The 25404-nt window shown below is 64.1% G+C and carries 31 protein-coding genes and 2 pseudogenes; 21 read left to right on the plus strand and 12 right to left on the minus strand.

Features of this window, described 5'->3' with window-relative positions:
* Positions 1-12: 12 nt before the first annotated feature.
* The gene (locus tag HH308_RS25665; RefSeq protein ID WP_170197119.1) at positions 13-561 is read right to left on the minus strand and encodes an OsmC family protein; all 549 of its coding nucleotides are present in this window, start codon (positions 559-561) and stop codon (positions 13-15) included.
* Positions 562-658: 97 nt separating this feature from the next.
* Between HH308_RS25665 and HH308_RS25670 the strand changes: the two genes are divergently transcribed.
* The 4 genes from HH308_RS25670 to HH308_RS25685 all read left to right on the plus strand — a co-directional run bounded on the left by HH308_RS25670 (position 659) and on the right by HH308_RS25685 (position 2714).
* Positions 659-1147 (plus strand): SixA phosphatase family protein, encoded by a 489-nt coding sequence (locus HH308_RS25670; protein ID WP_170197120.1) that lies wholly within the window; start codon positions 659-661, stop codon positions 1145-1147.
* Between the two features lie 91 nt (positions 1148-1238).
* Positions 1239-1535: a metallothionein gene (locus HH308_RS25675; RefSeq protein WP_170197121.1), complete on the plus strand. Its 297-nt coding sequence runs from the start codon at positions 1239-1241 to the stop codon at positions 1533-1535.
* A 1-nt stretch (position 1536) separates the two neighbouring features.
* Entirely contained in the window at positions 1537-1848 is a 312-nt protein-coding gene (locus HH308_RS25680) for a hypothetical protein (protein ID WP_170197122.1), read from the plus strand.
* A 434-nt stretch (positions 1849-2282) separates the two neighbouring features.
* Positions 2283-2714 carry an STAS domain-containing protein gene (locus tag HH308_RS25685; RefSeq protein WP_170197123.1) on the plus strand — a complete coding sequence of 144 codons (432 nt, stop codon included), beginning with the start codon at positions 2283-2285 and terminating at the stop codon, positions 2712-2714.
* 67 nt (positions 2715-2781) lie between these two features.
* Here the strand turns inward: HH308_RS25685 and HH308_RS25690 are convergent, their stop codons facing one another.
* Positions 2782-3342, minus strand: coding sequence for a DUF6328 family protein (locus HH308_RS25690; RefSeq protein ID WP_170197124.1), 561 nt, complete (start codon positions 3340-3342; stop codon positions 2782-2784).
* 95 nt (positions 3343-3437) lie between these two features.
* On the opposite strand from HH308_RS25690, the gene HH308_RS30580 reads away from it, so the two are divergent.
* Both HH308_RS30580 and HH308_RS25700 read left to right on the plus strand, forming a co-directional pair.
* Positions 3438-4112 (plus strand): PAS and ANTAR domain-containing protein, encoded by a 675-nt coding sequence (locus HH308_RS30580; RefSeq protein ID WP_170197125.1) that lies wholly within the window; start codon positions 3438-3440, stop codon positions 4110-4112.
* 159 nt (positions 4113-4271) lie between these two features.
* Entirely contained in the window at positions 4272-4898 is a 627-nt protein-coding gene (locus HH308_RS25700) for a PAS and ANTAR domain-containing protein (protein ID WP_170197126.1), read from the plus strand.
* A gap of 48 nt (positions 4899-4946) precedes the next feature.
* On the opposite strand, the gene mbp1 is transcribed toward HH308_RS25700, so the two are convergent.
* A complete protein-coding gene (mbp1, locus tag HH308_RS25705) occupies positions 4947-5183 on the minus strand; it encodes a microaggregate-binding protein 1 (RefSeq protein ID WP_170197127.1) in 237 nt (78 codons plus the stop codon).
* A 218-nt stretch (positions 5184-5401) separates the two neighbouring features.
* On the opposite strand from mbp1, the gene HH308_RS25710 reads away from it, so the two are divergent.
* The 3 genes and pseudogenes from HH308_RS25710 to HH308_RS30745 form a co-directional block, all read left to right on the plus strand.
* The gene (locus tag HH308_RS25710) at positions 5402-6649 is read left to right on the plus strand and encodes a glycosyltransferase (RefSeq protein ID WP_170197128.1); all 1248 of its coding nucleotides are present in this window, start codon (positions 5402-5404) and stop codon (positions 6647-6649) included.
* A 103-nt stretch (positions 6650-6752) separates the two neighbouring features.
* Positions 6753-7292, plus strand: a complete 540-nt coding sequence (locus HH308_RS25715; protein ID WP_170197129.1) for a Dps family protein — start codon at positions 6753-6755, stop codon at positions 7290-7292.
* A 71-nt stretch (positions 7293-7363) separates the two neighbouring features.
* Positions 7364-7460 (plus strand): annotated as a pseudogene (locus HH308_RS30745) (transposase); the annotation flags it as partial.
* Between the two features lie 163 nt (positions 7461-7623).
* On the opposite strand, the pseudogene HH308_RS30585 reads toward HH308_RS30745, so the two are convergent.
* From HH308_RS30585 to HH308_RS25750, 6 genes and pseudogenes are all read right to left on the minus strand, one after another.
* Positions 7624-8055 (minus strand): annotated as a pseudogene (locus tag HH308_RS30585) (dihydrodipicolinate synthase family protein); the annotation flags it as partial.
* The gene (locus tag HH308_RS25730; RefSeq protein WP_170197130.1) at positions 7964-8311 is read right to left on the minus strand and encodes an antibiotic biosynthesis monooxygenase family protein; all 348 of its coding nucleotides are present in this window, start codon (positions 8309-8311) and stop codon (positions 7964-7966) included. The pseudogene HH308_RS30585 and the gene HH308_RS25730, both read right to left, overlap by 92 nt.
* Complete coding sequence (locus HH308_RS25735; RefSeq protein ID WP_211188856.1) at positions 8308-9225, minus strand: EamA family transporter; 918 nt, start codon at positions 9223-9225, stop codon at positions 8308-8310. The genes HH308_RS25730 and HH308_RS25735 overlap by 4 nt, the downstream gene beginning before the upstream one ends.
* Complete coding sequence (locus tag HH308_RS25740) at positions 9218-9826, minus strand: helix-turn-helix domain-containing protein (protein WP_170197131.1); 609 nt, start codon at positions 9824-9826, stop codon at positions 9218-9220. Before HH308_RS25740 ends, HH308_RS25735 begins: the two co-directional genes overlap by 8 nt.
* Before the next feature lie 170 nt (positions 9827-9996).
* Positions 9997-10779: a SigB/SigF/SigG family RNA polymerase sigma factor gene (locus HH308_RS25745; RefSeq protein ID WP_312870855.1), complete on the minus strand. Its 783-nt coding sequence runs from the start codon at positions 10777-10779 to the stop codon at positions 9997-9999.
* 8 nt (positions 10780-10787) lie between these two features.
* On the minus strand, positions 10788-11207 hold the full coding sequence (locus tag HH308_RS25750) for an ATP-binding protein (protein WP_170197133.1): 420 nt from the start codon (positions 11205-11207) through the stop codon (positions 10788-10790).
* Between the two features lie 133 nt (positions 11208-11340).
* Between HH308_RS25750 and HH308_RS25755 the strand changes: the two genes are divergently transcribed.
* Both HH308_RS25755 and HH308_RS25760 read left to right on the plus strand, forming a co-directional pair.
* Positions 11341-12855 carry an MFS transporter gene (locus HH308_RS25755; protein ID WP_170197134.1) on the plus strand — a complete coding sequence of 505 codons (1515 nt, stop codon included), beginning with the start codon at positions 11341-11343 and terminating at the stop codon, positions 12853-12855.
* A 71-nt stretch (positions 12856-12926) separates the two neighbouring features.
* The gene (locus HH308_RS25760) at positions 12927-13538 is read left to right on the plus strand and encodes a cysteine hydrolase family protein (RefSeq protein ID WP_170197135.1); all 612 of its coding nucleotides are present in this window, start codon (positions 12927-12929) and stop codon (positions 13536-13538) included.
* A 117-nt stretch (positions 13539-13655) separates the two neighbouring features.
* Here the strand turns inward: HH308_RS25760 and HH308_RS25765 are convergent, their stop codons facing one another.
* Positions 13656-14600 (minus strand): LysR family transcriptional regulator, encoded by a 945-nt coding sequence (locus HH308_RS25765; RefSeq protein WP_170197136.1) that lies wholly within the window; start codon positions 14598-14600, stop codon positions 13656-13658.
* Positions 14601-14774: 174 nt separating this feature from the next.
* On the opposite strand from HH308_RS25765, the gene HH308_RS25770 reads away from it, so the two are divergent.
* The 8 genes from HH308_RS25770 to HH308_RS25805 all read left to right on the plus strand — a co-directional run bounded on the left by HH308_RS25770 (position 14775) and on the right by HH308_RS25805 (position 22140).
* Positions 14775-15299 carry a flavin reductase family protein gene (locus HH308_RS25770; protein ID WP_170197137.1) on the plus strand — a complete coding sequence of 175 codons (525 nt, stop codon included), beginning with the start codon at positions 14775-14777 and terminating at the stop codon, positions 15297-15299.
* A 32-nt stretch (positions 15300-15331) separates the two neighbouring features.
* Positions 15332-16603, plus strand: a complete 1272-nt coding sequence (locus tag HH308_RS25775) for an LLM class flavin-dependent oxidoreductase (RefSeq protein WP_170197138.1) — start codon at positions 15332-15334, stop codon at positions 16601-16603.
* Positions 16600-17406 carry an alpha/beta fold hydrolase gene (locus HH308_RS25780; RefSeq protein ID WP_170197139.1) on the plus strand — a complete coding sequence of 269 codons (807 nt, stop codon included), beginning with the start codon at positions 16600-16602 and terminating at the stop codon, positions 17404-17406. The genes HH308_RS25775 and HH308_RS25780 overlap by 4 nt, the downstream gene beginning before the upstream one ends.
* A 60-nt stretch (positions 17407-17466) precedes the next feature.
* The gene (locus HH308_RS25785; protein ID WP_170197140.1) at positions 17467-18009 is read left to right on the plus strand and encodes a flavin reductase family protein; all 543 of its coding nucleotides are present in this window, start codon (positions 17467-17469) and stop codon (positions 18007-18009) included.
* A gap of 71 nt (positions 18010-18080) precedes the next feature.
* Positions 18081-18899, plus strand: a complete 819-nt coding sequence (locus tag HH308_RS25790) for a dioxygenase family protein (protein WP_170197141.1) — start codon at positions 18081-18083, stop codon at positions 18897-18899.
* A 13-nt stretch (positions 18900-18912) separates the two neighbouring features.
* Entirely contained in the window at positions 18913-20037 is a 1125-nt protein-coding gene (locus tag HH308_RS25795; RefSeq protein WP_170197142.1) for a muconate cycloisomerase family protein, read from the plus strand.
* Positions 20021-21073 (plus strand): cyclase family protein, encoded by a 1053-nt coding sequence (locus tag HH308_RS25800; RefSeq protein ID WP_170197143.1) that lies wholly within the window; start codon positions 20021-20023, stop codon positions 21071-21073. Before HH308_RS25795 ends, HH308_RS25800 begins: the two co-directional genes overlap by 17 nt.
* Complete coding sequence (locus tag HH308_RS25805; protein ID WP_170197144.1) at positions 21070-22140, plus strand: maleylacetate reductase; 1071 nt, start codon at positions 21070-21072, stop codon at positions 22138-22140. The genes HH308_RS25800 and HH308_RS25805 overlap by 4 nt, the downstream gene beginning before the upstream one ends.
* A gap of 75 nt (positions 22141-22215) precedes the next feature.
* Here the strand turns inward: HH308_RS25805 and HH308_RS25810 are convergent, their stop codons facing one another.
* Both HH308_RS25810 and HH308_RS25815 read right to left on the minus strand, forming a co-directional pair.
* On the minus strand, positions 22216-23163 hold the full coding sequence (locus HH308_RS25810; protein ID WP_170197145.1) for an esterase/lipase family protein: 948 nt from the start codon (positions 23161-23163) through the stop codon (positions 22216-22218).
* Positions 23160-24242: a DNA polymerase IV gene (locus tag HH308_RS25815; protein WP_170197146.1), complete on the minus strand. Its 1083-nt coding sequence runs from the start codon at positions 24240-24242 to the stop codon at positions 23160-23162. The genes HH308_RS25810 and HH308_RS25815 overlap by 4 nt, the downstream gene beginning before the upstream one ends.
* A 107-nt stretch (positions 24243-24349) precedes the next feature.
* Here HH308_RS25815 and HH308_RS25820 point away from each other — a divergent pair, with 107 nt between their 5' ends.
* On the plus strand, positions 24350-24724 hold the full coding sequence (locus HH308_RS25820; protein ID WP_170197147.1) for a VOC family protein: 375 nt from the start codon (positions 24350-24352) through the stop codon (positions 24722-24724).
* A gap of 154 nt (positions 24725-24878) precedes the next feature.
* A complete protein-coding gene (locus HH308_RS25825) occupies positions 24879-25391 on the plus strand; it encodes a nitroreductase family deazaflavin-dependent oxidoreductase (RefSeq protein ID WP_170197148.1) in 513 nt (170 codons plus the stop codon).
* Positions 25392-25404 lie beyond the last annotated feature (13 nt).

A 25404-nucleotide genomic window follows, 5' to 3' on the forward strand; every position in this document is an offset into this window, starting at 1 on the left:
ATCGTTGGTGAATCAGGCCGATCCGACGTTCAGCGTCGTGACCACCGGTGTCGGGTTGAGCGTGAGATCGAGCACCGGGCAGTGTGCGTCGACCACCTCCTGCAGTTCGCGGTAACGCTCGTCGGTTTCCGGCCCGGCGACGTCGACGATGACGCGTACCTCGGTGTATCCCGGCCGCACGGCGTCGTCGAGACCGAAGAATCCGCGGACGTCCAGATCTCCTTCGGCGCGGGCGGACAGCGAGTCGACACGGATCCCCAGGCGCTGAGCCCAGAAGCGGTAGGTGACGACCTGGCACGACAACAGCGAGGCGAGATAGAACTCGACCGGATTGGGCGCCGAGTGCTCGCCGCCGAGCGCCGGCGGTTCGTCGACCGCGACCTGGAAGGTGCCGAGCGTGACGTCGCTGCCGACGGTACCCCGCGGTTGCGCAGCAGCGCTGAAGACGACGTTCGCGTTGGCGACATTGGCCTCCACCGCGGCCGCGGTGGCCGCGGTGATGGCATTGAGCGGCAGGTCGGCGGACGGGAGCGGATGGGTCGCGGAGATCGTTGTGGTCATGGCAGGCGACGCTAGTGAGTGGGCTTGGGGTGGCACAGGTTTTGAATTGGTGCGAATGTAATGGCGAGCCTTCAACGAGCCAGGGGTACAACTCGAAATGACTGCACGCACATTGATTCTCATGCGCCACGGAAAGTCAGGATATCCGCCCGGCGTCACCGACCACGAGCGTCCGCTCGCCGAGCGCGGGAGACGCGAGGCGGAGCTGGCGGGCGAATGGATGGCACGCGACGGACTCGCCGTCGACGCGGTGCTGTGTTCGACGGCCACGCGGACGCGGGAGACCCTGCAGCGCACCGAGATCGACGCGGCGTCGACGATCTTTCTGGACGAGATCTACGGTGGCACCCCCGACGACATCTTCGAGGCGCTGCGGGTTCATGCGCCCGACGACGCGACGACAGTGCTCGTCGTCGGCCACGAGCCCGGCATGCCGGAGACGGCACTCGAGCTCGATCCGCTCTGCTACATCGAGCGATTCCCGACGTCGGCGTACGCGGTGCTCGACGTGAGTCTGCCGTGGGACCGCATCGGGCTGGCCCCCGACCCGGAAGCGTCGTTGCGGGCGATGCGCATTCCGCGCTGAGCCGCCGCTGTCGACACCGCGACGATGTTTGACCCCCGTCGCCGCGGGTACTCGTCATCGACACGAACGTCGTGTCGACGAGGAGGCTTTGATGCCGGAATGCGACGTGTGCGGGAACGAATACCCGCACACCATGACCATCGAGATCGGCTCCGGGGCGGATGCGACCGTCGGGATCTTCGACAGTTTCGAATGTGCGATCTCCGCGCTCGCGCCCCGCTGCGCACACTGCTCCTGCCGCATCATCGGGCACGGCGTGGAATGCGACGGCGTGCACTTCTGCTGCGCACACTGTGCCCGCCAAATGGGTGTCACCGACGTGGCCGACCGGTCCGAAACGACCAATAGTGCGTTCTGGAATCAGACCGCACCCGCCGGGGGTGAATGACATGCGATTCGCCAAGGCACTGGGCCTCTGGGGCTACGTCACACTTCTTGTGGCCGTGGCGCTCGTGGTGCTGTGGATAGGGATGGCCGCCGGCGATCACCGAGGCACGATGTGGGCGGGGACCGCCGCAGTCGTGATGGTGATCATCAGTCTGGCGTCGCTGACGGTGAGCAGGCGGCTGCTGGTCCGCCGAGACCCCGACAATCGGCCGGAGCAAGACCCGTTGCAGCCCGCGGTCACCGACGAGGAGGCCGCAGACTACGAAGCGCGCTACCACGGACGAGCCGACGGAGACGACGCCACCGACCGATGAAACATGGTCGGCGGCAACCTGTTTCTAAATGACGACCGGGCGTGGTGGCGGATCGGGATTTGGTGCTCCGGGGTCGGGAATTACCGGGTCAGGAATTCCGGGGTCGGGAACCGGCACCCCCGGGTCGGGTGGCCGCGGGGGCGGCGGGGGCGCCGGCGGGTCGGGCACAGGTACAGCGGGTTCGGGCGTCGGCATCGGAGGCGTCGGGCGCGGGACGGGCACCGGGCCGGTGTCAGCTCGGGGCGCGGTGGCTTCGAATCGATTCATTTCACTCAACCAGCTTTCAATCGGTACTCACCTGCGAGAAGTACCCATCCGACGACCCGCCGAAACATCGTCGGCCTAGCCAGTGACTCAAACGGTTGCTAGGCTCGAGAACACGGTTGACACAACAGCCGTCCTGGCGGCTCGGCCGCTGCTTAACGGGAGTTACCGTGGCAAATTTTCTCTCAGCAGTCCCTGAACAAGAGGTTCCACCCGAGGACGCGTTTGCAACCGCGCAGGTACGCGCCGGCAACTGCCAGGCGGTGGTAGTCGACGTTGACGGGATCACCTTAGCGACCATCTCCGGGTCGATCGATGCTGTGAGTGTCGGCGACTTCACCGGGCATCTCGCCGCCGCCTGTGCGGCGGGAACGGGGCGGCTGGTGCTCGACATGTCCGACGTCGACTTCCTGAGCGTGGACGGTATCGCCGCCCTGCACAACACCGCTCGTTACGTGACGAACTCGGGTGGAGCGTTGGCGGTGAGCGGGGGCCGCGCGGTCAGGCGACCTTTGCAACGCACCGGACTCGACGGCCTCATTCCCGTATTCGATTGGTTGCCAACGGCTTTCGACGCCGTCGGAGGCATCGCGCCAGCTTAGTTGCCAGGTCGGGCCGCGTCGCACACTTGGCGTGGCCCGACCGTGGCCGCTCTACGCTCCATCGTGGTCACCGAGTGGGAGGGGCGCTGCGCTCGTCAGTCAGTCGGCGAGTGACACGAAGCGGTATCCACCCCCAGAGAACTGCGATCAGCACCGCTATCGAGGCCCCCGCCCCCGCGGCCGCCCACACCGAATGCGTAGCGGCCAGCGCGACCATGACCAGCGCACCCGTCGTTGCGACCCCGACCATCGCCAGTCCGAGCAGAACGTAGCGATGTGCGGCGGTGACCACCACCGCCAGCCGATGCCGCCGAAAGAGAAAGCGGTGCATGGAGATCGGCGCAAGCAGGAACACGATCGCGAGCACGGCCGCGGACACGGTGACGAAGTAGACGACGTGTCCCCCGTCATCCAGCTCCGCGAAGCCCGCCTGAAACGGCACGATCATCAAGAATCCGGCCAGCAACTGCACGCCGGTCTGCAGAACACGCAGTTCCTGAACGAGTGATCCCCAGTTGCGGTCGAGCCGTTGCACTTCCGTCTCCCCACGCGCCTGCCCGTTCCAGCGCACCTCATCGCGGTCGGACGTGATGGGGTTCAATCGCGGGGCACCCGGCAAGCTGTTCACGTAGGCTCACTTCCTCCTCCAGTCGGCGCGCCAGACGAGTACCCAGTCGGCCCGACAGCCAAACGTGAGCACCCCGACTCGGTAATATCGACCGAGTGACCGAGAGTCAGTCGATCGAGAACACCCTTTCTGATTCCACATTCGAGATCGGGCAGTTTTGGTACTACTTCGATGAGGATCGCTGGGTGTGGTCCGATGAACTCGCGCGCATTCACGGGTATGCGGGGACAAGCGAAGTGACGCCGACGACGCAACTCGTCCTAGAACACAAACACCCTGATGACAAGGCCCGCGTCGACGAACTCATTCAATCTATTCGCAATGGTCACAAATCATTCAGCAGCTTGCATCGAATCGTGCGCGTCGACGGTACCGTTGTACCGGTGGCGGTCGTCGCTGATACGTTCGTCGACGACGCAAAACGGCGAATCGGGACGTCGGGTTACTATCTCGTGTTGCAAGCCCCGGGAGCACTTACCAAGGCCAGCAACGAATTCGAGGCTCAACTGCGCGAATCGGTCACCGACCGCATAGACGAAGTCGTCGACCACCGCGCGGACATCGAACAAGCAAAAGGGGCGTTGCGGTTGGTGTATCGCCTCACCGACTCGCAGGCTTTCGACTTGCTCACGTGGCGCTCCCAGGAGACCAATGTGAAAATTCGCGATCTCGCACGAGCGATCTGCGATGAGCTCGGATCTATCGAGATCACCCCGCAAACCCGCTCTCAATTCGACCACCTGTTGCTGAACGCACACGACAACGAATAAAAGGACGCGACTGCCGCAATTCACCGCACTTTCACGACACCCCGCCAACGCCTTCGCTACCCCCTTAGGGGTGAAGACGTACGCCCGTGATAGCCGTAGCTTCGCACTGTCGCATGCGATCCCATCCGGGACGACGCACTCATCGCCGAAGGGGCCTGGATGACACTTGGAACAGAACCGACTTCGAATGGAGGATTCCGCACTGGCCGTTTCATGTACTTCGCCGAGGGCGACCGCTGGGAGTGGTCCGACGAATTGGCCCGCATCCATGGCTACGAGTCCGCCGCGGCGGTCTCACTGTCCACCGAACTTCTGCTGCGCCACAAACACCCTGATGATCGCGCCCGGGTCGCCGACCTGATCCACCGAGTTCGGTTCGGCCGCGAACCGTTCAGCGGCAAACATCGGATCGTCGACGTCAACGGGGCCATCGTCCAGGTGATCGTCGTCGCGGACACGATGACCGACGGTGACGCCGTGATCGGCACGTCCGGTTATTACATCTCACTCGACGAGCCACCGCTGATCGGTGACGTCGATGAGATATTCGATCGCCGGATGCTGATAGAACAGGCGAAAGGGGTGATTCGCTTCATCTACCAGCTCGATGACCAACGCGCGTTCGACCTGTTGGTCTGGAGATCGCAGGAGACGAATACGAAGATCCGAGACCTCGCGTCGGCCCTCTGCGACGCCTTCTCGACAGTGACGCCGTCGAGCGAGACGCGGGCGCGCTTCGACCACCTTCTGCTCACCGCGCATGAGGCGTGCGGCCCCGACGACTGATTGCGGGCCCCGCCGGTTCGACCGGCGAGGCCCGCAATTGTGTGACGCCTACTGCTGGTGCGCCTGCTGCCGCTTCTCTGCGGCCTCGGCGTGTGCACGATCGGCGTCGGCCTTGACTTCGTTCTTGCCGGCTTCCCGGGTTGCCTGGCCCTTCTCCTGCTGGGCCCGACCTTCCTCGGCAAGATCAGAACGACCGGTCACATTTCCGACCGCCTCCTTGACTTTGCCTTTCACGTCCTCGACCGTTCCCCTGATCGTCTCGCCGGGTCCGTTGTTCTCAGCCATGAGCGACTTCGCTCCTTTCGAGTTCGTGGTGTGTGATCGACGGACTTGGTTGCCGTCGTAGTCGGGGTAGCCGAACGGCTCGCGCCTCAAACCTCTTGTGGCAGAGGACACAGTCGACGAATACCCGGATCAGTCCGGTCCTGGTTTCGATGCCGCTTGGTTTCAAAGCCGGCTCATCGGGGTATTCACAATGCCTCACAACAGACGAGGAGCGAGCCATGAAGATCGCGATGGTCTCCGAACACGCCGATCCGCTCGCCGACATCGTCGGTCCCGACCGTGGCGGTCAGAACGTCCATGTCGCCGGGCTGTCAGCGGCCTTGACCAGGCGCGGCCACGATGTCACGGTCTACACCCGCCGCGACTGCGCCGGGCCGCGCACACGGGTGGCGCCGGAGGGCTATCGGGTGGTGCGCATCGACGCCGGGCCGCCCGAACGCATTCCGAAGGACGAGGTCTACGACTACCTGGACATCCTGATCGACGGCCTGTCCGCGGCGTTCGCGATCGATCGACCGGATGTCGTGCACGCTCACTATTGGATGTCGGCGATCGCCTCAGAACTCGCGGCGTTTCCCGAGCGACTACCCGTCGTCGTGACCTTCCACGCACTGGGCTCGGTCGAACGCCGCTTCCTCGGCTCGGCCGATACCAGTCCGACACAACGCATTCCGTTGGAGACCGTGATCGGCAGACGCGCAACCGCGATCGTCGCGACGTGCACCGACGAGGTGCGCGAACTGCACGACCTGGGTGTGTCGACGAGGCGAGTGAAGCTCATCCCGAGCGGCGTCGACGTCGACGAGTTCGGCAACGGCCAACCGCAGGATCAGCTGCCGCGAGAGATGCTGCCACCGCGTGGGCAGCGCCGTCGGATCGCGACCGTAGGCAACATGACTCCGCGGAAGGGGCTCGCGACGGTGCTGGCGGCGCTTGCCGACATTCCCGATGCAGAGCTGATCGTCGTTGGCGGCTCGTCGGCGGGATCAGTGTCCGACGACCCGGAGGCGGCACACTTGATTCGTTGTGCCGCAGAGTATTCGGTGAGCGATCGGGTCCACTTCGTCGGGTCCGTCGCCCACTCGGCGATGCCGGCGATCCTCGCCGACGCCGACGTCGTGGCATGTGTGCCGTGGTATGAACCGTTCGGCGTCGTGCCGCTGGAAGCGATGGCGGCCGGCACCGCGGTGGTGGCCTCTGCCGTGGGTGGGATCCTCGACACGGTGGTTCCCGGGGTCACCGGAGAGCTGGTACCGCCGCGCGACCCCGCTGCGCTCGCCGAGACGTTGCGCTCGTTGTTGGCCGACGATGTCCGGCTGCGGTCGTACGGTGACGCCGGTCGTCGTCGCGCCGACGAGCGATACCGCTGGTCGAAGGTCGCGCTGGAAACTGAACGATTGTATCGGCGACTGTGCGAGCAGCGGCAGAAGGTCGGTTCGGAAGTGATCGGTCACGCGGCGCTGTGACGTGGGCGGAACGGTTGGCCGCATGACTGGTGTGCCGCACATCGTTTGGGACCGGGCTCCGGTGGGTAACCGACTCGCACAGTCAACCGCAAAGGAGCATGGCATGACATTCACCGCCCCCGGCCTCACCGACACCGACGCGAAAGAACTCATCGACACACTGCAGGAGCGACTCAGCGCCCTCAACGATCTGCACCTCACGCTCAAGCACATTCACTGGAATGTGGTGGGCCCCAACTTCATCGGAGTGCATCAGATGATCGACCCGCAGGTGGAACTGGTCCGCGGCTACGCCGACACGCTGGCCGAACGCATCGCCGCGCTCGGCGGCTCACCGGAGGGAACGTCCCGCGCGATCGAGCGCGAGCGCACCTGGGACGACTACTCGATCGGACGCGACACGGCCCAATCTCATTTGGCCGCACTCGATCTCGTCTACAACGGATTCATCGCGTCGCATCGCGGCGCCATCGACAGAACCGGCCCGATCGACCCCGTGACCGAGGACATCCTGATCGGGCAGACCGCAGAGTTGGAGAAGTTCCAGTGGTTCGTCCGCGCACACCTGGAGAACCCGTCAGGTGGCCTGACCCACGCCGGCACTCACACCGAACGGCAGGCGGCCGCGGCAGCGTCGGAATGAGTCGGCGAGACTAGTGCTAGAGCTGTAGGTCGGTGGCGGTGTGGTGTTGATTTGGGGACTTGTGAAGAAACGCCATCCTCGTCGTCGATGAGACCGGGCATCTGAAGAAGGGCACCAAAACTGTTGGGGTGCAACGCCAGTACACCGGTACGGCGGGTCGGATCGCCGTCGTCGCAGTGGTGGTGATGTTAGACAAGGCCGAGTCGGTCCGCGACGTCTTAGATCCGGGAGCGCTGCTCGCGGGTGAGGGGTTGGACGGGCACTCGCTGACTGCGTCGGCTGGGCGGCCGTGATGTGCGGCGCGGGTGACGGCCAGGGCCGACTCCGGCAGTGTCCCGCCGATGACCGAGTACCACGCGGCGCAGCCCGCGTTGAGGCTGGCGGCGGCGAAGGCGTCGCCGGAGATGCCGAGCGTGACGTGTTCGGGGATCGTGGCGCGGATCGCCGCGACGCGGTCGCGGGCTTTGGCGGGGTCGGCGGGGACGCCGGGGATCTTGATCGAGGCGATTCCCGGCAGTTCGGCGATGCGGGAGTAGAGCTCGGTGGTGAAGGTGAAGTGGGTGGTGGTGGGGTTGTCGTAGACGATGACCGGTAGATCTGTGGCGCGGGTGACGGCGCGTCGTCGTTGAGAGGTGTGAGCGGAAATGCGGATAGACCGGTGAACAGGTTGCTCATGAGGGCTCCGGTTCCGGTCGGTGCTCGAGGCCGAGGATCGGGTTGCCGTAGATCGAGCGCACCTCGGAGATGACGACGCGGTACTCACCCAGCCATTCCTGGTGACGGCTCTTGGCCAGACGGTGGGTGTCCATACCGACGAGTTGACGCAGTGCCGCCATGTCGCTCCAGTAATAGACCTCGGCGTGCAGTCCGGTTTCTTCGTTGTGCCATGCCTCCTCTCCGAGGAAGCCCGGGATTTGGCGGGCGCGCTGCGCGATCTCGCTGTCGATATTGTGGAATTCGTCGGTGAGTTCGCCGATTTCGAAAATGAATGTTGAGCTGTATTTCGGCTTGGCGTTCATGTGTTCTCCTTCGATGGGGATGCGGGTATCTCTGTGGTCACGAGGGTGTCGGCCGTGCGGTCGCCGTCGCGTTGGGCCGCGGCGCCGGCGAGGACGACGAGGGCTATGCCTGCGATTTGTAGAGGTGTGGGGGTCTGGGCCAGTACAAGTAGCCCGATGAGGATGCCGAATGCGGGTTCGATCGACAGCAGAGTGCCGAACGCAGTGTGGGTCATGCGGCGTAGCGCCGTCATTTCCAGGCCGAATGCGATGACCGGCGTGATGAGTGCAATAGTGGCGGCCGCGGGCAGAACCCACCAGGTGAGAGTGCCGGCGATGACTTGGGGCAGGCCCACCGGCAGGGTCGCGAGCGCTGCGACCGGGATCGTCAGGGCCAATCCGCTGATGCCGGCGAACCGGTCGCCGACGTGCTGGGTCAGCAGGTTGTACAGGGCCCAGCAGGTTCCCGCGGCGACGGCGAAACCGACGCCGACAAGGTCGATACTGCCCTTCCAGGGTTCGGTCAGCAGCACCACACCGACGAAGGCGAGCAGCGGCCAGAGGAGAGCTTTGCGTTGTTTGCTCATCACTGCGGCGACCGTGAGCGGTCCGAGGAACTCGATCGCTACGGCGGTGCCGAGTGGGACGCGCTCGACGGCGGCGAGGAAGAACGTTGTCATGAAACCGGTGACCACGCCGAGTGCGATCAGTGCGGGGATGTCGTTGCGGCGCAGCGCGCGGAGATTTGGTCGGGCGATGCACCACAGGAACACCACCCCGAAGCACATCCGCATCCAGGCGGTACCCGCCGGTCCGACCTGTTCGATCACCGGTACGGACAGGGCGTTGGACAACTGCACCGACATCATCGCGGCGACCGCCATCAACCACGGTGGAATGCCCGATATGGCGTCAGGGGACTGGATCTCAGACATCGGTGGAATCCGCTCGGTGAGAATCTCCTACCCCAGGCTCATAGACGGTTAGGGAGAAATGGGCCAGTGTGTCGTCGCTCGGATTGACATATGCGTGGTCCACATCGCCGGCGAAGGACAGTGCGTCCCCGACGCCGAGTGCGTGAGCTCGACCATCAACCTCCACTGTCATCGCGCCCCGCAGGACCTGGAGTAGTTCACGAGTCCCCGCTACGTGGGCCTCACTCACATGACTGTCACCAGGACCCAGGGTCCAGTCCCACAACTCGACGACATCCGGCGGCTCGGTGCCGGCCACGAGCACGCCACGACCGCCGTGCTCGCCAGTCCACAAGACCGCACCATCACCACTGCGAGTCACCTTCGCCACCTTCGGAGCGGGGGGTTCCACGAGAGCGGGTAAGCCCACCCCGAGTGCATCACTTAGCCGCAGCAACGTGCCCACGCTGGGGTTCACGGCCCCCTGCTCGACGTTGACGACCATGCGTCGGCTGACCCCGGCGAGTTCGGCGAGCTGATCAAGCGTCCACATGCGCACAGTTCGTTCCTGCTTCACCCGTGCGCCGATCGCCAGCGCTAGAGCCTCCACACTTTCATCCATGATAGTGCAGCATAGTGCAAATGTGAGGCAATATAGTAGCCGTTGCGGTCTTCACTATTGCCGAGTAGCGCGCGACGCGGACGCCGACGATGCGCCAGCTAAGCCACCAAAAACCCAGCGCCGCAACACAATAGCCCAATCTACGACTGTAATGCTACGGCGGACGACACCTACGCGGGCGGGTCGTCCGCCACCGACTTGCGCAGCCGACGCAACGTGCTGGACAGCAGCCGCGACACATGCATCTGGGAGATTCCCACTTCGGCGGCGATCTCGCTCTGCGACTTCGACTCGAAGAAGCGCAGCGCGATGATCCTTCGCTCGCGCTCGGGCAACTGCTCCATCGCTGGACGCAGCGTCACGAAGTCGTCGATTCGCAACATCTCCCGATCTTCTCCGCCCAGGGTGTCTTTCAGGGTTCGCCCGTCGTCGTCGGCGGCGGCATTCGGTGAATCGATCGACGACGCCGAGTGCGCCGACCGCGCCAGCAGCCCGTCGATCACGTCGGAGACCGGCATGTCCAGATGCGTGGCGAGCTCGCTGGGCTTGGGTGAGCGCCCCAATTGCTGGATGAGTTCGTCGGTTCCGCGAGCGATGGCCGCGGCGATGTCTTTGGCCCGACGGTTGACGCGGACCGACCATGTGTTGTCGCGGAAATGACGCCGGACCTCGCCCATCACCGTCGGCACCGCGAAGGACAGGAACTCGGCGCCGACCGTCGGGTCGAAGCGATCGACCGCGTTGACGACGCCGACCCGCGCCACCTGGAGGAGGTCGTCGAACGGCTCTCCCCGGCCGGCGAAACGTCGGGCGATGTGCTCGGCGAGTGGAAGGCAGCGTTCGATCGCCTCGTCTCGCAGGTCGGCTCGGTCTGTGGCATCGTCGACGGCCGCGGCTTTCGCGAGCAAGGCCGCCACGACGGCGTAATCGTCGGCTTGTGGGGTGTTTGGCACTGGCGCCGTCAGTCTCTGACCGTCGTAAGCGTTATCCGCGCCTCGCGGCCGCGGGCGCCCTGGGCGTACGCGACGCTTACGTCGTCGGCGACGCATTCGATCACGTACCAGCCGAAACTCGTCACATCCACCATCGAGTCCCCCACCGCACAACAGACCTCGATCTGGACACGCTGTGGCCCAGTGGTGACGACCACGTGCAACGACGCCGCCTCGGAGTCGGCAAGAGCGATCAGTTCGGTGCACGATTCATCCACGCCGACTTTCAAGTCGGCGACGGTGTCGAGCCCGAAGTCGTCGGTGAGCAATACGTTCTCCACGAGTCCCCGCACGATGGGGAGTCTGTCGACCCGGGCCGGCACCGTCAGTTCGACGACGCTGACGATCGTGTCGGTGGCTTCTGCGGTTGCGCTGTTCAGGTTCTCCATTGCCGCCTCGTGAGTGAACTCGTGCCTGCGTCGAAGAGACTACCCAGGCACCGGGCGGTCGAAACGTGGCGCGGTGAAAGTCGTCTCAGCGGTCCGCCAGACCCTGACACCACCAGTCGGCGGCGGTTCGACGATGGTAACGCCTGATAACTTCGATCTGTCGCGCATCGACACGACACGACCGAATGGAGAGGTGACTTTACCCGTGAATTCCCCGGGCGGGGCGGTCGACGATCATCCCCAAGCAGCGGTGGCCGTTCTCTGCGGCGCAGGCATCGTCGTCGCGTTGATGCAGACGATCATCGTGCCGCTGATTCCGCAGCTGCCGTCGATGCTGCACGCCGCACCCGACAACACCACGTGGGCCCTGACCATCACCCTGCTCGTCGGCGCGGTGATCACTCCTATCGCCGGGCGGCTCGGCGACATGTACGGCAAACGCCGCATGCTGTTGGGCAGCATGGCGACGCTGCTGATCGGATCTGCGACGTGTGCACTGTCGTCGTCGTTGCCGATGTTCCTGATCGGCCGTGCGTTTCAGGGGCTCGGATTCGGCACGATCGCACTGGGGATCAGCGTGATGCGCGACATCGTGCCGCCGAACCGCCTCGGGTCGGCGGTCGGCACGATGAGCGCGTCGCTCGGTGTCGGTGGTGCGCTCGGACTGCCGTTCGCGGCGGTGATCGCCCAGCATCTCAGCTGGCAGGCGTTGTTCTGGATCTGCGCGGCCGCGGGGGCGCTGGGCGGTGTGGGGATCCTCGCGTACGTCCCCGAGACGCCGTCGCGGGCCGGTGGACGATTCGACGTCGCCGGTGCGCTCGGACTGGCAGCGATGCTGACCTGTCTGCTGCTCGCGCTGTCGAAGGGCGCGTCGTGGGGGTGGGCGTCGCCGACGACGCTCGGCATGTTCGGCGCATTCGCGGTGATCGCCGTCGGATGGTGGATCGTCGAGCGGCGCAGCGCCAACGCACTGATCGACCTCGACGTCGCGCTGAGCCGCCCGGTGCTGCTGACCAATATCGCTTCTGTCGCAATCGGATTCGCGTTCTATTCGATGCAGTTGATCCCCATTCAGCTGTTGATGGCCCCGGCGTCGAGCCCCAACGGTCTCGGACTGGACATGCTGATGGCGAGTCTGGTGCTCGCACCCAGCGGCATCTGCATGTTTCTGTTCTCCCACGTGAGCGCCCGGCTGAACGTGATGTTCGGCCCGCGGACGTCGCTGGGGATCGGCGCGGTGGTGATCGGCGCGGGGTACGTGGTGTTCATCGTCGCCGTCGCCGGGTCGTGGGAGATGGCGTGGTGGATGATGCTCGTGGTGTCGTTGCTGATCGGCGCGGGCCTGGGCATCGCGTATTCGGCGATGCCCGCGCTGATCATGCGGGCGGTGCGCGTCGAACGGACCGGCGAGGCCAACGGCTTGAATGCGTTGATGCGTATCGTCGGGACATCGTCGTCGGCCGCGGTGACCGGCATGATTCTGTCGGCGTCGATGGTCGGGGTGGCCACACCGCAGGGCGCGCTGTCGGTGCCGAGCGAGTCGGGTTATCTGTGGGCCAGCGGCATCTCCCTGGTCGCTTCTGCGGCAGCGGTCGCGCTGGCTCTGGCGATTCCCGCGCCCCGCGCATTTCGGATCAGTCCCGCCTAGCGGGTTCTGCTGACGGAGCGTCGACGAGGATGGAAGATGGCTTCGAGGACCATCCGACGTTTGGAGTTTCCATGACCGACTTGACCATCGACCCCGCCAAGACCGCACTCGTCCTCATCGAGTTCCAGAACGAATTCACCTCTCCCGGAGGTGTTCTACACGACGCCGTGGCCGGTGTCATGGACAGTACCGGGATGCTCGACAAGACGGTCGCGCTCGCGGCGAAAGCCCGCGCGGCCGGCGTCACCGTGATGCACGCTCCGATCACTTTCGCCCCCGGCTACGGCGAATTGACCCGCCATCCGTACGGAATTCTCAAGGGCGTCGTCGACGGCAACGCCTTCGTCAAGGGATCATGGGGCGCCGCCATCGTCGACGCGCTCACCCCCGCCGACGGCGACATCCTGATCGAAGGCAAACGCGGCCTGGACACCTTTGCGAGCACCAACCTCGACTTCATCTTGCGCAGCAAGGGAATCGACACAATCATCCTCGGCGGATTCCTGACAAACTGTTGCGTCGAGTCGACGATGCGCACCGGCTACGAGAACGGTTTCCGGGTGATCACGCTGTCCGACTGCACCGCGGCGACATCGGCCGAGGAGCACGACAACGCCATCAAGTACGACTACCCGATGTTCTCGACTCCACTCACCGCCGCGGAGGTCGACGCGGCTCTGTGAAGCGGGGATCGCGCGAAACCCGTTGCATCACTGCAAATTCGGGCCCATACGTCGCCAAGAATGCTGCGGCAGAAACCATCTCAACCTGATATCGGACCGCGACCACCGAAGAGCAGTTCACACGGTGTCGATGTAGGCGCTCAGCTCACGGCCGGGAGGTGGGCTGTCGACGATCAGCTTCTTGCTGCGCAGAACAGTGCGGGCGGTGACCAAATAGTTGTGTATTAATGGCCCCACGGCATCCTTGCGGTATGCCAGGGCAAGCGGTACCGCGATTCGCGGCGTACGCAATGGACGGTAGGTGACCCCGTTCATGCGAAGGTGCCGGATCGACTCAGGTGCCAAGGACACGCCCAGCCCCGCGGCTACCATCGCGACAAGAGTTGCTGTCTCCGCGACCTGTTGCCCGATCGTCGGCGTGAATCCCTCTTGTGCGCATGCCGCGATCAGTGTGTCGTACATGGTGGACGGAGCGCAGTACCCGATGAAAGTCTCGTCGGCGAGGTCACGCAGGTCGATCGCGGTGTAGGTGGCCAGCGGATGCTGAACAGGGAGAACCACCATCAGCGGTTCGTTTCTCAGGAGTTCGACCACGATTTCCGGTGACTTCACCGGCGGGCGGAGAAGGCCGACGGACAAGGTTCCGTCGAGAAGCGCATCGACCTGAGCCGGACTGAGCATCTCACTGCGGAGGGTGAGCTCGACGAATGGATTGCGCTCACGATGGGCGCGAACGAGATTGGGCATCAAGTCGTACGTCGCCGAGCCGATGAAGCCTAGCGAGAGCGAGCCCAGTTCGCCGCGGTCGGCTTTCCGGGCGGATTCCATCGCGTCGTCGCTGTCGGCAAGCAGCCGGACGCAGCGCTCATAGAACACGCGACCGGCCTCTGTGAGCGCGATCGTACGCGTCGTGCGCTCGAGCAACGTCACCCCCAGTTCGCGTTCGAGTTTGCGGATCTGATGTGAGACCGGCGACTGAGCGACCGACAGTCGCTCCGCGGCGCGAGTGAAGCTGCCCTCGTCGACGACTGTCACGAAATACCTGATATGCCGCAGTTCCATACACCAAGCCTAGATACAGACAAAAAAGAGGTCAATAACGGAACATACAGGTGTTGGACATCTAGATAACGCGATCCTTACGCTCGTTGCAGAGACATCGATCACAGCTCGAACGCCTGGAAATACACATCACAACCCCTTCAGGCCGCCGCCGATCATCCGACAGGAGACAACATGATCACCGCCTTCCCGACCATCGAGCGCCGCCAAGCTCCCGACAACCAGGTCACTCCAGAGACGGTCCGTCGCGCCATGGGCCGGGTTCCCACTTCCGTCGCGGTCGTGACGGCCTCGCACGGGGGTCGACCGATCGGCATGACCATCGGATCGCTGACGTCGGTGTCACTCGACCCACCACTGGTCGCGTTCTTCGCGTTTTCCGGGTCATCCACGTTCGCCGAGCTTCGCGAATGCGAGCAGTTCTGCATCAACGTGCTCGCCGAGGATCAGGCGGAAATCTGCTACGGATTCGCGCGAGTCGACGGTGAGAAGTTCGAGCTCGGCGAGTGGAAGAACCACGACGGAATCCCACGCATCACCGACGCTGTCGCCACGGTGTTGTGCGAAAACGCAGGAGTCTTCGCCGCAGGCGATCACCTCGGGATGCTGGGTCGGGTCACCGACGTCGAGTTCAGCGACAACCGCCCGCTTCTCTACTACCGGGGAAAGACTTCCCAGCTACACACGCACGCCGCCTGAGTACCAATACACCATCCATCCAAGGAGTATCCGTGAAAGTCAATCTGTTCTTGCAGGCGCCATATCGCTATCTGCCCGACGATTTCGAAACCAAGCACGAATCGGTGTGCGATGTCCCCTACTCACTCGTGACACGCGATGGAATGTACTCGTCGATCCGAGACTTCATGGACGAGCTGATGCTTGGCGCTCGAAGCGGATATGACGGTGTCGCCATAACCGAGCACGGTCAAAGTAGCTATGACATGGTGCCGAACCCAGACCTGATCGCAAGTAGTCTGGCGTATATGACCGAGGCCGAAGGCCTCGAGGTGGCCATATATCCAATGGGGCGCTCTCTCGGCAAGTCGCGGGAACCGCTACGCGCCGCTGAGGAATACGCCACGATCGATGTGATGAGTGGCGGCCGCCTGGTCGCCGGCCTCACCGTCGGACTGAGCTACGACGCGAACATCAACAACGAAATCCCGCCGATCGAGATACGCCCTCGCTTCGATGAGAATCTGGAGTTGGTGCTGCGGTCATGGCGCGAGCAGGAACCGTTTGCGTGGAACGGCCGGTTCTCACAGTATCCGATGGTCAATATGTGGCCCCGCCCCCTGCAGGACGACGTACCCGTGTGGATTACTGGAATCGGCAATCCGCGGACCATGCGAATGTGCTTTGATCGAGGCTTCGGATTCAACTATCTGAGCTGGTTCGGCGCAAAGGTAACCGGAAAGCGGATCTTCGACCGCATGTGGGAGCAGGCCGACGAGGCCGGCGTCGCCCGCAATCCCAATCGCATCGGTTTTCTGCAGACCATTGCCGTGTCCGAGACGGACGAGCGTGCCGAGATCGAATACGGACCGCACGCCGAATACGCCTTCCGCAAAGGGCTCGGTTCTATCCCGATCGAGAAGCTGGGCCTACCCGGCGCAATCGACATCAATGGCGTCAAGGCGTTGATCAAGGACCCCGGTGACTTCGGGCTCTACCACAAGATGCGCACTGTCACCTTCGCCGAACTGGTCGACGCCGGTGTGATCGTCGTCGGCAGCCCCGATACCGTTGCCGAACAACTGATCTCCTTCTGCACCGAGTACGGGATCGGCAATCTGCACGCGATGCTCGGCTTCGGATCGCTGCCGCGAAACCTCGTCATGAAGAACATCCAATTGTTCGCCGAGGAAGTCCTTCCCCGGCTGCGTCCGCTGTGGACCGACACCGACTTCGAACACCACTGGTGGCCGACTCGTCTCGGCGGCAAGCCGATCGCCTACCAGACCAAGGCCCAGACCACGGCAGGAGCGAGCGCGCGATGAACACCACGACCCTTTCGATCACCGAGCAGACCGTCGACTTGTGGGGCGGCCGGTTGAGCATCACGGTCAAGGTGGCCGGCGCGGGCGCACCGCTGCTCTACCTTCACCCGGCGGCCGGCCTGACGTGGGATCCGTTCTTGACCCACCTCACAACGCATTACACGGTCTATGCGCCTGAATTCCCGGGCACCAGCGAGGGCAACCCCTACGCGATCCATACCATCGACACGCTCAGCGACATGGTTCTGGCCTACGAAGAACTGATCCGAACTCTCGGCCTCGACCATCCGGTCATCGTGGGGCAGTCGTTCGGCGGCATGCTCGCGGCCGAACTGGCCTCCACCTTCCACGCACTGCCGAACAGGTTGATCCTGCTCGATCCGATCGGACTCTGGCACGAAGGGGCTCCCACCGCGAACTGGGTGGCGACACCTCCAGACCAGCTGCCCGCCTTGCTGTTTCACGACCCCGAGGGACCCGCCGCACAGGCGATGCTCGCGCCGACCGACGATGTGGAGCAACTGCAAGCCGCGGCCGCGGCGATGGTGTGGGCGATGGGATGCACGGGGAAGTTCGCATGGCCGATCCCCGACCGTGGACTCCGTCACCGACTCCACCGACTCGCTGTGCCCACCCTGATCATCTGGGGCCGTGACGACAAGCTGATCTCGGTCGAGTACGCCGAGCACTTCCACAAGCTCATTTCCGACAGTACCGTCACCATCATCAACGAGTGCGGCCACATCCCTCAAGTGGAGAAGTTCGACGAGACCGTCGAAGCCGTCGACAAATTCCTCATCTGATTGACAGATCCCATCCGAGTGTTCCGCACGACTCGGTAACACCGACCGCAGGAGATTGAGATGGCACCGACGCATCATCCGACGTCGAGTTCCGACGCCGGCTCCCCACGAACGCATATCGCGTCGATCGATTCCACGGTGATGCGCCGGGCCATGGGACGCGTTCCTACTTCGGTGGCCGTCGTCACCGCCCAGTGCGACGGAGAACCTATAGGCATGACTGTCGGATCGCTGACTCTGGTGTCTCTCGACCCACCGCTCGTCGCGTTCTTCGCCTTCGCGGGATCATCGACCTTTGCCCGAATCCGCGATTGTGAACGATTCTGCATCAACGTTCTCGCCGAGGATCAGCACGAAGTCTGTTTCGGGTTCGCCACCCTCGACGGCGCCAAGTTCGATGTCGGAGAATGGGACTACCACGACGGCATTCCGGCTGTCCGGGGTGCGGTCACCACCGTGCTCTGCGAGCAGGACCACATATTCGAGACCGGCGATCATCTGGGGATGCTCGGCAAAGTCATGAATGTCGATTTCAGCGACAACCGGCCCCTCGTCTACTACCGCGGACAAACGTCACAACTAGACGACCAGTCGCTGCGCTAGTCGAGCTCGACGCCAACTGGCCCGGCATCGATTCAGTCGTCCGCAAACGCTACTCACCGAAAGGCCTACTCATGTCTATCACCCACATATCTCCGGCCGTGCGAGGCCGACAACTTGTCGAACAGCTCGAACACCTACTGCAGGACTTCATCCGCAAGCAGCACGTGACCCATGACGAATATCGCGTGGCGACCGATCTCATCATCGATTCGATCGAGTGTGGAGAAAAGTCGTTGCTCTTCGATGTCTTCTTCGAGGCCGAAGCAACCGACGTGGCCAATATCGGGCGGGAGGTGAGTCCAGAAGCGATCGAGGGACCGTTCTATCTGCCTGGCGCACCGGTGTTGACCGGTCCGTTGAATGTCATGCCGCAACGGCCGCATGAAAAAGGAACGCCGCTGTATTTCCACGGCACGGTCCGCGACCCGGGCGGGAATCGTCTCGGTGGCATCGAACTGGATCTGTGGCACGCGGATGCCGATGGGCTCTACTCCAACATCCATCCGAACATCCCCGACTATAACCTGCGGGGCCGGTTCTATTCAGAGTCCGATGGTACCTACCAAGTTCTGTCGATCCTGCCGCCGCCGTACGAGATCCCCAAGAACGGCCCGACGGGCACCGTTCTGCGCGCGCTCGAGCGGCACTTCTTCCGGCCCGCGCACCTACATGTGAAATTGCGGGATCCCGCAGGCGACTACGAGGAGATGACCAGTCAGCTTTACTTCGCCGGAGGCGAGTACGTCGAGAATGATGTGGCGCATGCCGTCCGCGACGGTTTGCTGATCACCCTGAAGAACATCGATAACCTCGATCGGATCGCCGCGCTCGGCTTGGACCGGCCCTATATCGAGGCCGAATACGACTTCACACTCGCGCCGGCGTCCTGATCGAGCTGCAGTCATGGACTCTTCGATCATCTCCGAGATCCGCACCACGATCGTCGACATCCCGATCCGACGTCCGCACAAGTTCGCGGTCCTCACCATCGACACACAGAGCTTGCTGTTGGTGTCGGTCGAAACCCGCGACGGCACAGTGGGTATCGGTGAGGGGGTCGTGCCCGGCGGGCCATGGTGGGGCGGCGAATCAATCGAGGGCATGAAGGCTCTCATCGACGGATACCTCACGCCGCTGCTAATCGGCGAAGACGCCCATCGTCCCAGCTTTCTCGCTCACCGTCTCGATCGCATGATCGGCGGCAGCGAGTTCGCAAAGGCCGCAGTGGAAATGGCGCTGTGGGATCTCAGCGGCAAAGCAGCCGGGATCCCCGTGCACCGACTGCTCGGTGGCGCACACCGAGACCGTCTCCCCGTCACGTGGGCGCTGGGTGCCGAAACTGCAGACGTGGTGATCGCGGAGGCGCGGGCCAAACTCGAACAGGGAAGCCATACTTCGTTCAAACTCAAGATGGGTGCCGGCGAGCCCGCTGCCGACGTGGCCCGAATAGCGGCGGTCGCGGCCGACCTGGCAGAGAAAGCACGACTGTCGGTTGACCTGAACGGTTCGTGGGACCTCCTAATCGCCGAACGCTATCTCCCCGAACTCACCGCGGCCGGCGTATCGCTGTTCGAGCAACCGGTGCCACGATGGGACGTGCCGGCAATGTCGCGACTCGCCGAACTGCTGACCGCTCCGGTGATGGCCGACGAATCGCTGCGTTCACCGCAGGATGCCGCGCGCCTGTGTACGGCGCGCGCCGCGGACATCCTCGCCGTCAAGATCCCCAAATGCGGAGGAATCACAAATGTGACGGCGATCGGTGCCGTCGCCGAATCCTTCGGCATCCAGTGCTTCGGCGGAACAACCATCGAGTCGTCGATCGGGACAGCCGCCGCATTGCACACCTATTGCGCCATGCCGTCACTGGTGGCCGGCAGCGAGCTGTTCGGAACGCTGCTGCTCTGCGACGATCTCGTCGTGGAGCCGATCGGGCTCCGCGACGGACATCTCCACCTGCCCACCGGCCCGGGGTTCGGGGTCGAGCTCGACGAGCGGAAGGTGAAGCGCTATGCCCGCGCATCCTGAACATTTCCGCACCGAAGACGACCGGAGGATCAGGCTGATTGATGACTACCCCGTCTACCGAGAACTATTGGCACGCAACGATGCTCCACCCGGTTCGAGCTGGGGTGTGTTCGGCGACGATGATCAACTCGGCACCTTGAACTTCCTCGTGTTGGCGGACCTCGCCGACGCTGCTCGGACGGTGCGGGCGGGCCGTGCGTATTCGCTCAACCTCCGCTCGGACGCAATCACATCTTCACTGGCACCGACCAGAGAGCCGTTCGTTCACAACATCTTTCAACGAACACCGTTTCATCGCGACGAATGGCTGGACCGCTTCTATCTGCAATACGCGACACAGATCGATGGCCTGCGGCATATCGGTCACCCCGACTACGGGTTCTATAACGGCGCTGACGGCACCGATTTTCAGCCGGGAACCGAGCGCCTCGGCATCCACCACTTCACCGCGCTGCCCATTGCGGGACGTGCGGTGGTTGCCGACATCGACGGGTATCTGCAATCGATCGGAGGTCATCTCGATCACGATGCGGGACAACCGGTTGAACTAGAGACCCTGTGCGCGACGCTGGAACATCAAGGCAGCACGATCAAGCCGGGAGACATCGTCCTAGTCCGGTTCGGATGGCTCGGCCACTATCGCGACGACAGCTCTGCCGACTGGCGAAAGAATCTGGTAGTCAAGCAGTTCCATACCGGGATGCGACAGGACCGCGACCTGCTCGAGTGGCTATGGGACCATCGCGTCGCGATGGTTGCGGCCGACAACTTCGCATTCGAATGCTGGCCTGCCGGCCCCGACAGCCCCTTCTTCGCAGAGGCCGACCGTTCGGGCGTTGCCGACGACCCGCACGCCGGGATCATGCATCGGGAACTGATCGCGCTCCTAGGCATGCCGATAGGAGAGCTGTGGGACCTCGATCGACTGGCCGCGGACTGTGCTGCCGACGGCCGCTACGAGTGCCTGGTCACGGTCTCGCCGCTGCCGGTAGTAGGTGGCGTCGGATCCCCCGCGAACGCGATCGCACTGCGATGACGGTTTCCAACTTCAGTTACCAGGCGCTACCCATGCGAGTGGCCTTCGGCGACGGTGCCGTCTCGCACCTGCCCGACGAGTTGGATCGCGCCGGTCACATGCGCGCGTTGGTGCTATGCACTCCGGGACAGACGCGTATCGCGCAGATCGCCGTGGCCGCGCTCGGGGTGCGGAGCGCCGGGGTGTTCGACGCCGCGCGTATGCACGTTCCTGTCGAAACCGTCTCGGCCGCAATCAAGTACGCGTCAGAGGTCGATGCCGACAGTTGTGTGGCGATCGGCGGGGGCTCATCGATCGGACTCGGCAAGGCCATCGCCCTGGAATCCGGGCTCCAGATCATCGCGGTACCGACGACCTACGCCGGTTCCGAGATGACACCGATCTGGGGGCTCACCCGTAATGGACGCAAACAGACCGGCCGTGACTCCGTCGTTCTGCCGACGTCGGTAGTCTACGACCCACAGCTCACGACTTCCCTCACAAGTGAGATCTCGGCCGCCAGCGGACTCAACGCGATCGCTCATGCGGTCGAAGCCCTCTATGCGCCGGACGCGTCACCGGTCATCTCGCTCATGGCGGAAGAGGGCGTCCGCGCCCTCGCCGGTGCCCTGCCGGCGATCGTCGACAACGGTAGCGACCGGGTAGCTCGACGCGCGGCTCTATACGGGGCGTGGCTGTGCGGCGCGTGTCTGGGGGCAACGACAATGTCGCTGCATCATAAGCTGTGCCACGTACTCGGTGGCTCGCTCAATCTGCCCCATGCCCAAACGCACGCGATCGTCCTACCATATGTCTTGGCCTACAACGAAGTTCACACTCCCGCGGCGAAGGCGGCCTTACAACGCGCACTCGGCGTGGACTACGCGCCGTCGGTAGCGCTTCGAGAAATCGTCACCAGACTTCCGATCCCGGGGTCGTTGTCAGCTCTCGGTGTCCGATCAGAACAACTGCAGTCCGTCATCGAACAAGTGCTGGCAAGTCCTTACGCCAATCCCACGCCCGTGGAAATCGAGGGTCTGCGCGACATCCTCCACCGTGCGCTACGCGGCGCCGCGGTGTCAGAATGACGCACGAAGAATGAGCGCCGAGGCTGGTGCGATGTCCTTGGGAAAGGTCACACCGAACGGCTACCGCTCTCCATCTCATCCGCCGGTGAAGGGATCCACCGGCACGCAGGGCACCGCGCGCGGGTGCGCGGGATCGAGGGCATTGAGGACCAGGGCCGCGCTGCGGCGATTCGAGGTGATCGACGCATGGTCGGAGTGGTCGAGTGAACACCCCTGCTGCACAACGATGTTCGTGACGTCGGTGCCCGCCGGTCCGGGAAGTTGACCCGCTCTGTACGGCGTCACGACCTCGTCGTCGCGCGTCGAGATATTGGTGTAGGCGATGCCGCGCACATACGGCGTCGGCAGCCGGACCGCTTCGTTGAAGTCGAAATCGGCGGCCGGCGTCGAACAGCCCGCACATGAGCGCGGCGGTAGCTTCGCCCCGAGTCGGCGCCCGATCGCCTCGGCCAAGTCGCTGCGGGCGTCGTCGTCGTCGGGCCCCTGCCTCCAGTACGGCGCGAGCGACACATAGCGGCGCACCTTTCCCGCGCCGCCGAGGTACTTGATCCAGTAGGTGGGGAGCTGGGTGCCGAGCGAATGCCCGACGACGTCGATCTGCCGAGCCCCGGTGCGGGCGAGCACCGCGTCGACGAAATGCTTGATCTCCCAGGCACTTTCGAGTTTCGACCCGAGTCCGCCGAGCGCCGATGCCGGCCACGGGGTGCTCAACGCTCCATAGGTTGGAGCGAAGACGCAGTATCCGGCGTTGTGCAGCACCGGCACCAGCGTGCCCCAATTCGTCTGTCGCCCACCGCCACTGCCATGAAACAGGACGACGGGACGGGGATGCGCCGACGTCGGGCGGCAGGAGTAGTCGTTGCTGCCCGGCAGCGAGCCGCCGGGATTGCGCAGCTCGGCGTCGATGCCGGACAGGAAGCTGTAGGTGACCGGGAGCCGGGTGACCGGCGTCGCCGACGCGGGTGGCGCGACGGCCGTGGTGAGCACCGCCACCAGGAACAGTACCGCGGCAACGACTTTCATCGAGACTCCTCGTCGTCGGTGACCAGATCCAGCCGAACGCCCAACAGGCGGACGGGACGGTCGAGTTCGAACTGGTCGAGCAACGCGTGGCAGACCGGTTCGATGTCGTCGAGGGCGATCGTCGGTTCGGGCAGCTTGCGCGATTTGGTCCGCGTGTAGAAAGTCTTGGTGCGCACCGTGATTGCGATGCGGAACACGACACGCTGTTCGGCGAGGACCTGATCGAGTACTTCCCGGGTCAGTTCGGCGATGGCCGCGTGCAATTCGGCGGCGTCGGTGATGTCGGTGGCGTACGTGCGCGATTTGGAGTGCGAGCGGGCCAGCCACGGTTCGGCGGTGATCGTCGCATCCCCTCCCCCACGCGAGAGGACGTAGAGCCAATTGCCTTGGTGTGGACCGAAAGTGGCGATCAGATCATCCTTGGGCGTCGCGATGAGCTGATTGACGGTGTCGACCCCGTTGGCAGACAACTTCTTCGCCGTCTTCGGCCCGACACTCCACAGCTCCTTGGTGGGCCCCTCGCCCATCAGCTCGATCCAGTTGCCGGCGTCGAGGCGGAAGATCCGTTGCGACGCAGCGTCTCTCACCTCTTGCTTCTTGGCGAAGTTGGTCGCCATCTTGGCGCGCTGCTTGTTGTCACTGATGCCGATCGAAGCGCGCAGTCCGTTGCGATCCGCGATGGCCGTGATGATCTGCGACGCCAGGGCAGCCGGGTCGTCGACGTCGGCGCCGAGGTAGGCCTCATCCCACCCCCACACCTCGACCGGGTGCCCGAAGCTGCGCAGTGTCGCCATGACGTCGGCCGACGCGACGTCGTACGCGGGAGCGTCGAGTGGCAGGTAGACGGCATCGGGCATCTTGCGATGCGCGACGCGCAACGGCATGCCGGCCCGGACGCCCTGTGCCCGCGCCTCGTACGACGCGCAGGTGACCACCTTGCGAGCCTCGGTGGGGTCGCCGTTGCCGCCGACGATGACGGGGACGTCGACGAGTTCCGGCGAACGCAGGCGCTCCACGGAGACCTGGAACTGGTCGAGGTCCACGTGCAGGATCGCGCCGAATCGTTGGGCGGTGGTCACGTGGCCAGGGTAGAACTTCAGCCGAATGCGCGGCGATACCGGTCAGATACTGTCCGCATTAATCGATAGAACTGAAGTCGGAACCAACAACCGAGAGGGAGCTCATCATGGACTGGACCATCGAAGTGGCGATCCTGCCGGTCACCGACGTCGACCGCACCAAGGCGTTCTACGAGTCGATCGGGTTCGCCGCCGATCACGACCACACCGTCAGCGACGAGGTGCGTTTCGTCCAGATGACCCCTCCCGGATCCAATTGCTCGATCGCCTTCGGCAAGGGTCTCACCGACGCCGAATCGGGATCGCGGCCGCTGCACATCATCTGCGTCTCCGACATCAACGCGGCCCGGGAGCAACTGCTCTCGGCGGGAGTCGAGGTCAGCGACGTCGACGTGCAGGCGTGGGGCCACTTCGTATACTTCGGCGACCCCGATGACAACCGGTGGTCGGTGCAGTACCTCCCCTACCGCTACGCGTCGTGAGACATCGGGACCTTATGCCCTAGTGGCCGGGCCCGCCCCGCGGGAGGATTGATATGCGGGCCGGAGTCGGGGGCCGGCCCGAGGAGCAGCAGTTCGCAGGCCCGGCCCAGTGAAGTCGGGCCTGCGGACCTCGCCCTGGCAATACGCTGGTCCCATGTCATCCTCACAACCCTTTCCCGACGTACGTTGGGGCTCGGAGTCAAGCTTTCTGCGCGCGCCGATGGTCAAACTGGCCAAGACCGGCTTCGGTTCCGCGGTCATCCGCACCCTTTCTCCCGCCGACCGCTGGTTGCTGGAGAAGACGAACGGCCGGTTCACCGCGCTCGGCCCGATCGGAGCCCCGACGATGCTGCTGGCGACGACCGGCGCCAAAACCGGCGCGCGCCGCGTCCAGCCGCTGCTCTACTACCGCGAAGACCCCGACATCTTCGTCATCGGCTCCAACTTCGGCGGCGATCACCACCCGGCGTGGACGCACAACTTACTGGCCGGCGGGCCGGCGTCGGTGCTTATCGGCGACGAAATCCCGGTTACCGCAACGCTTCTCGACGGCGAAGATCGTGAGCGGGTGCTCGCGGGCTTCATCGACATGGTCGCGGCCTATCAGGTCTACCTGACCCGGACCGATCGCAAGCTGCGGATCTTCCGGTTGTCAGCGAAGCAGTAGCCGAGCATCTAGT

The sequence above is a fragment of the Gordonia asplenii genome, assembly GCF_012933505.1.
Taxonomy (GTDB): domain Bacteria; phylum Actinomycetota; class Actinomycetes; order Mycobacteriales; family Mycobacteriaceae; genus Gordonia; species Gordonia asplenii.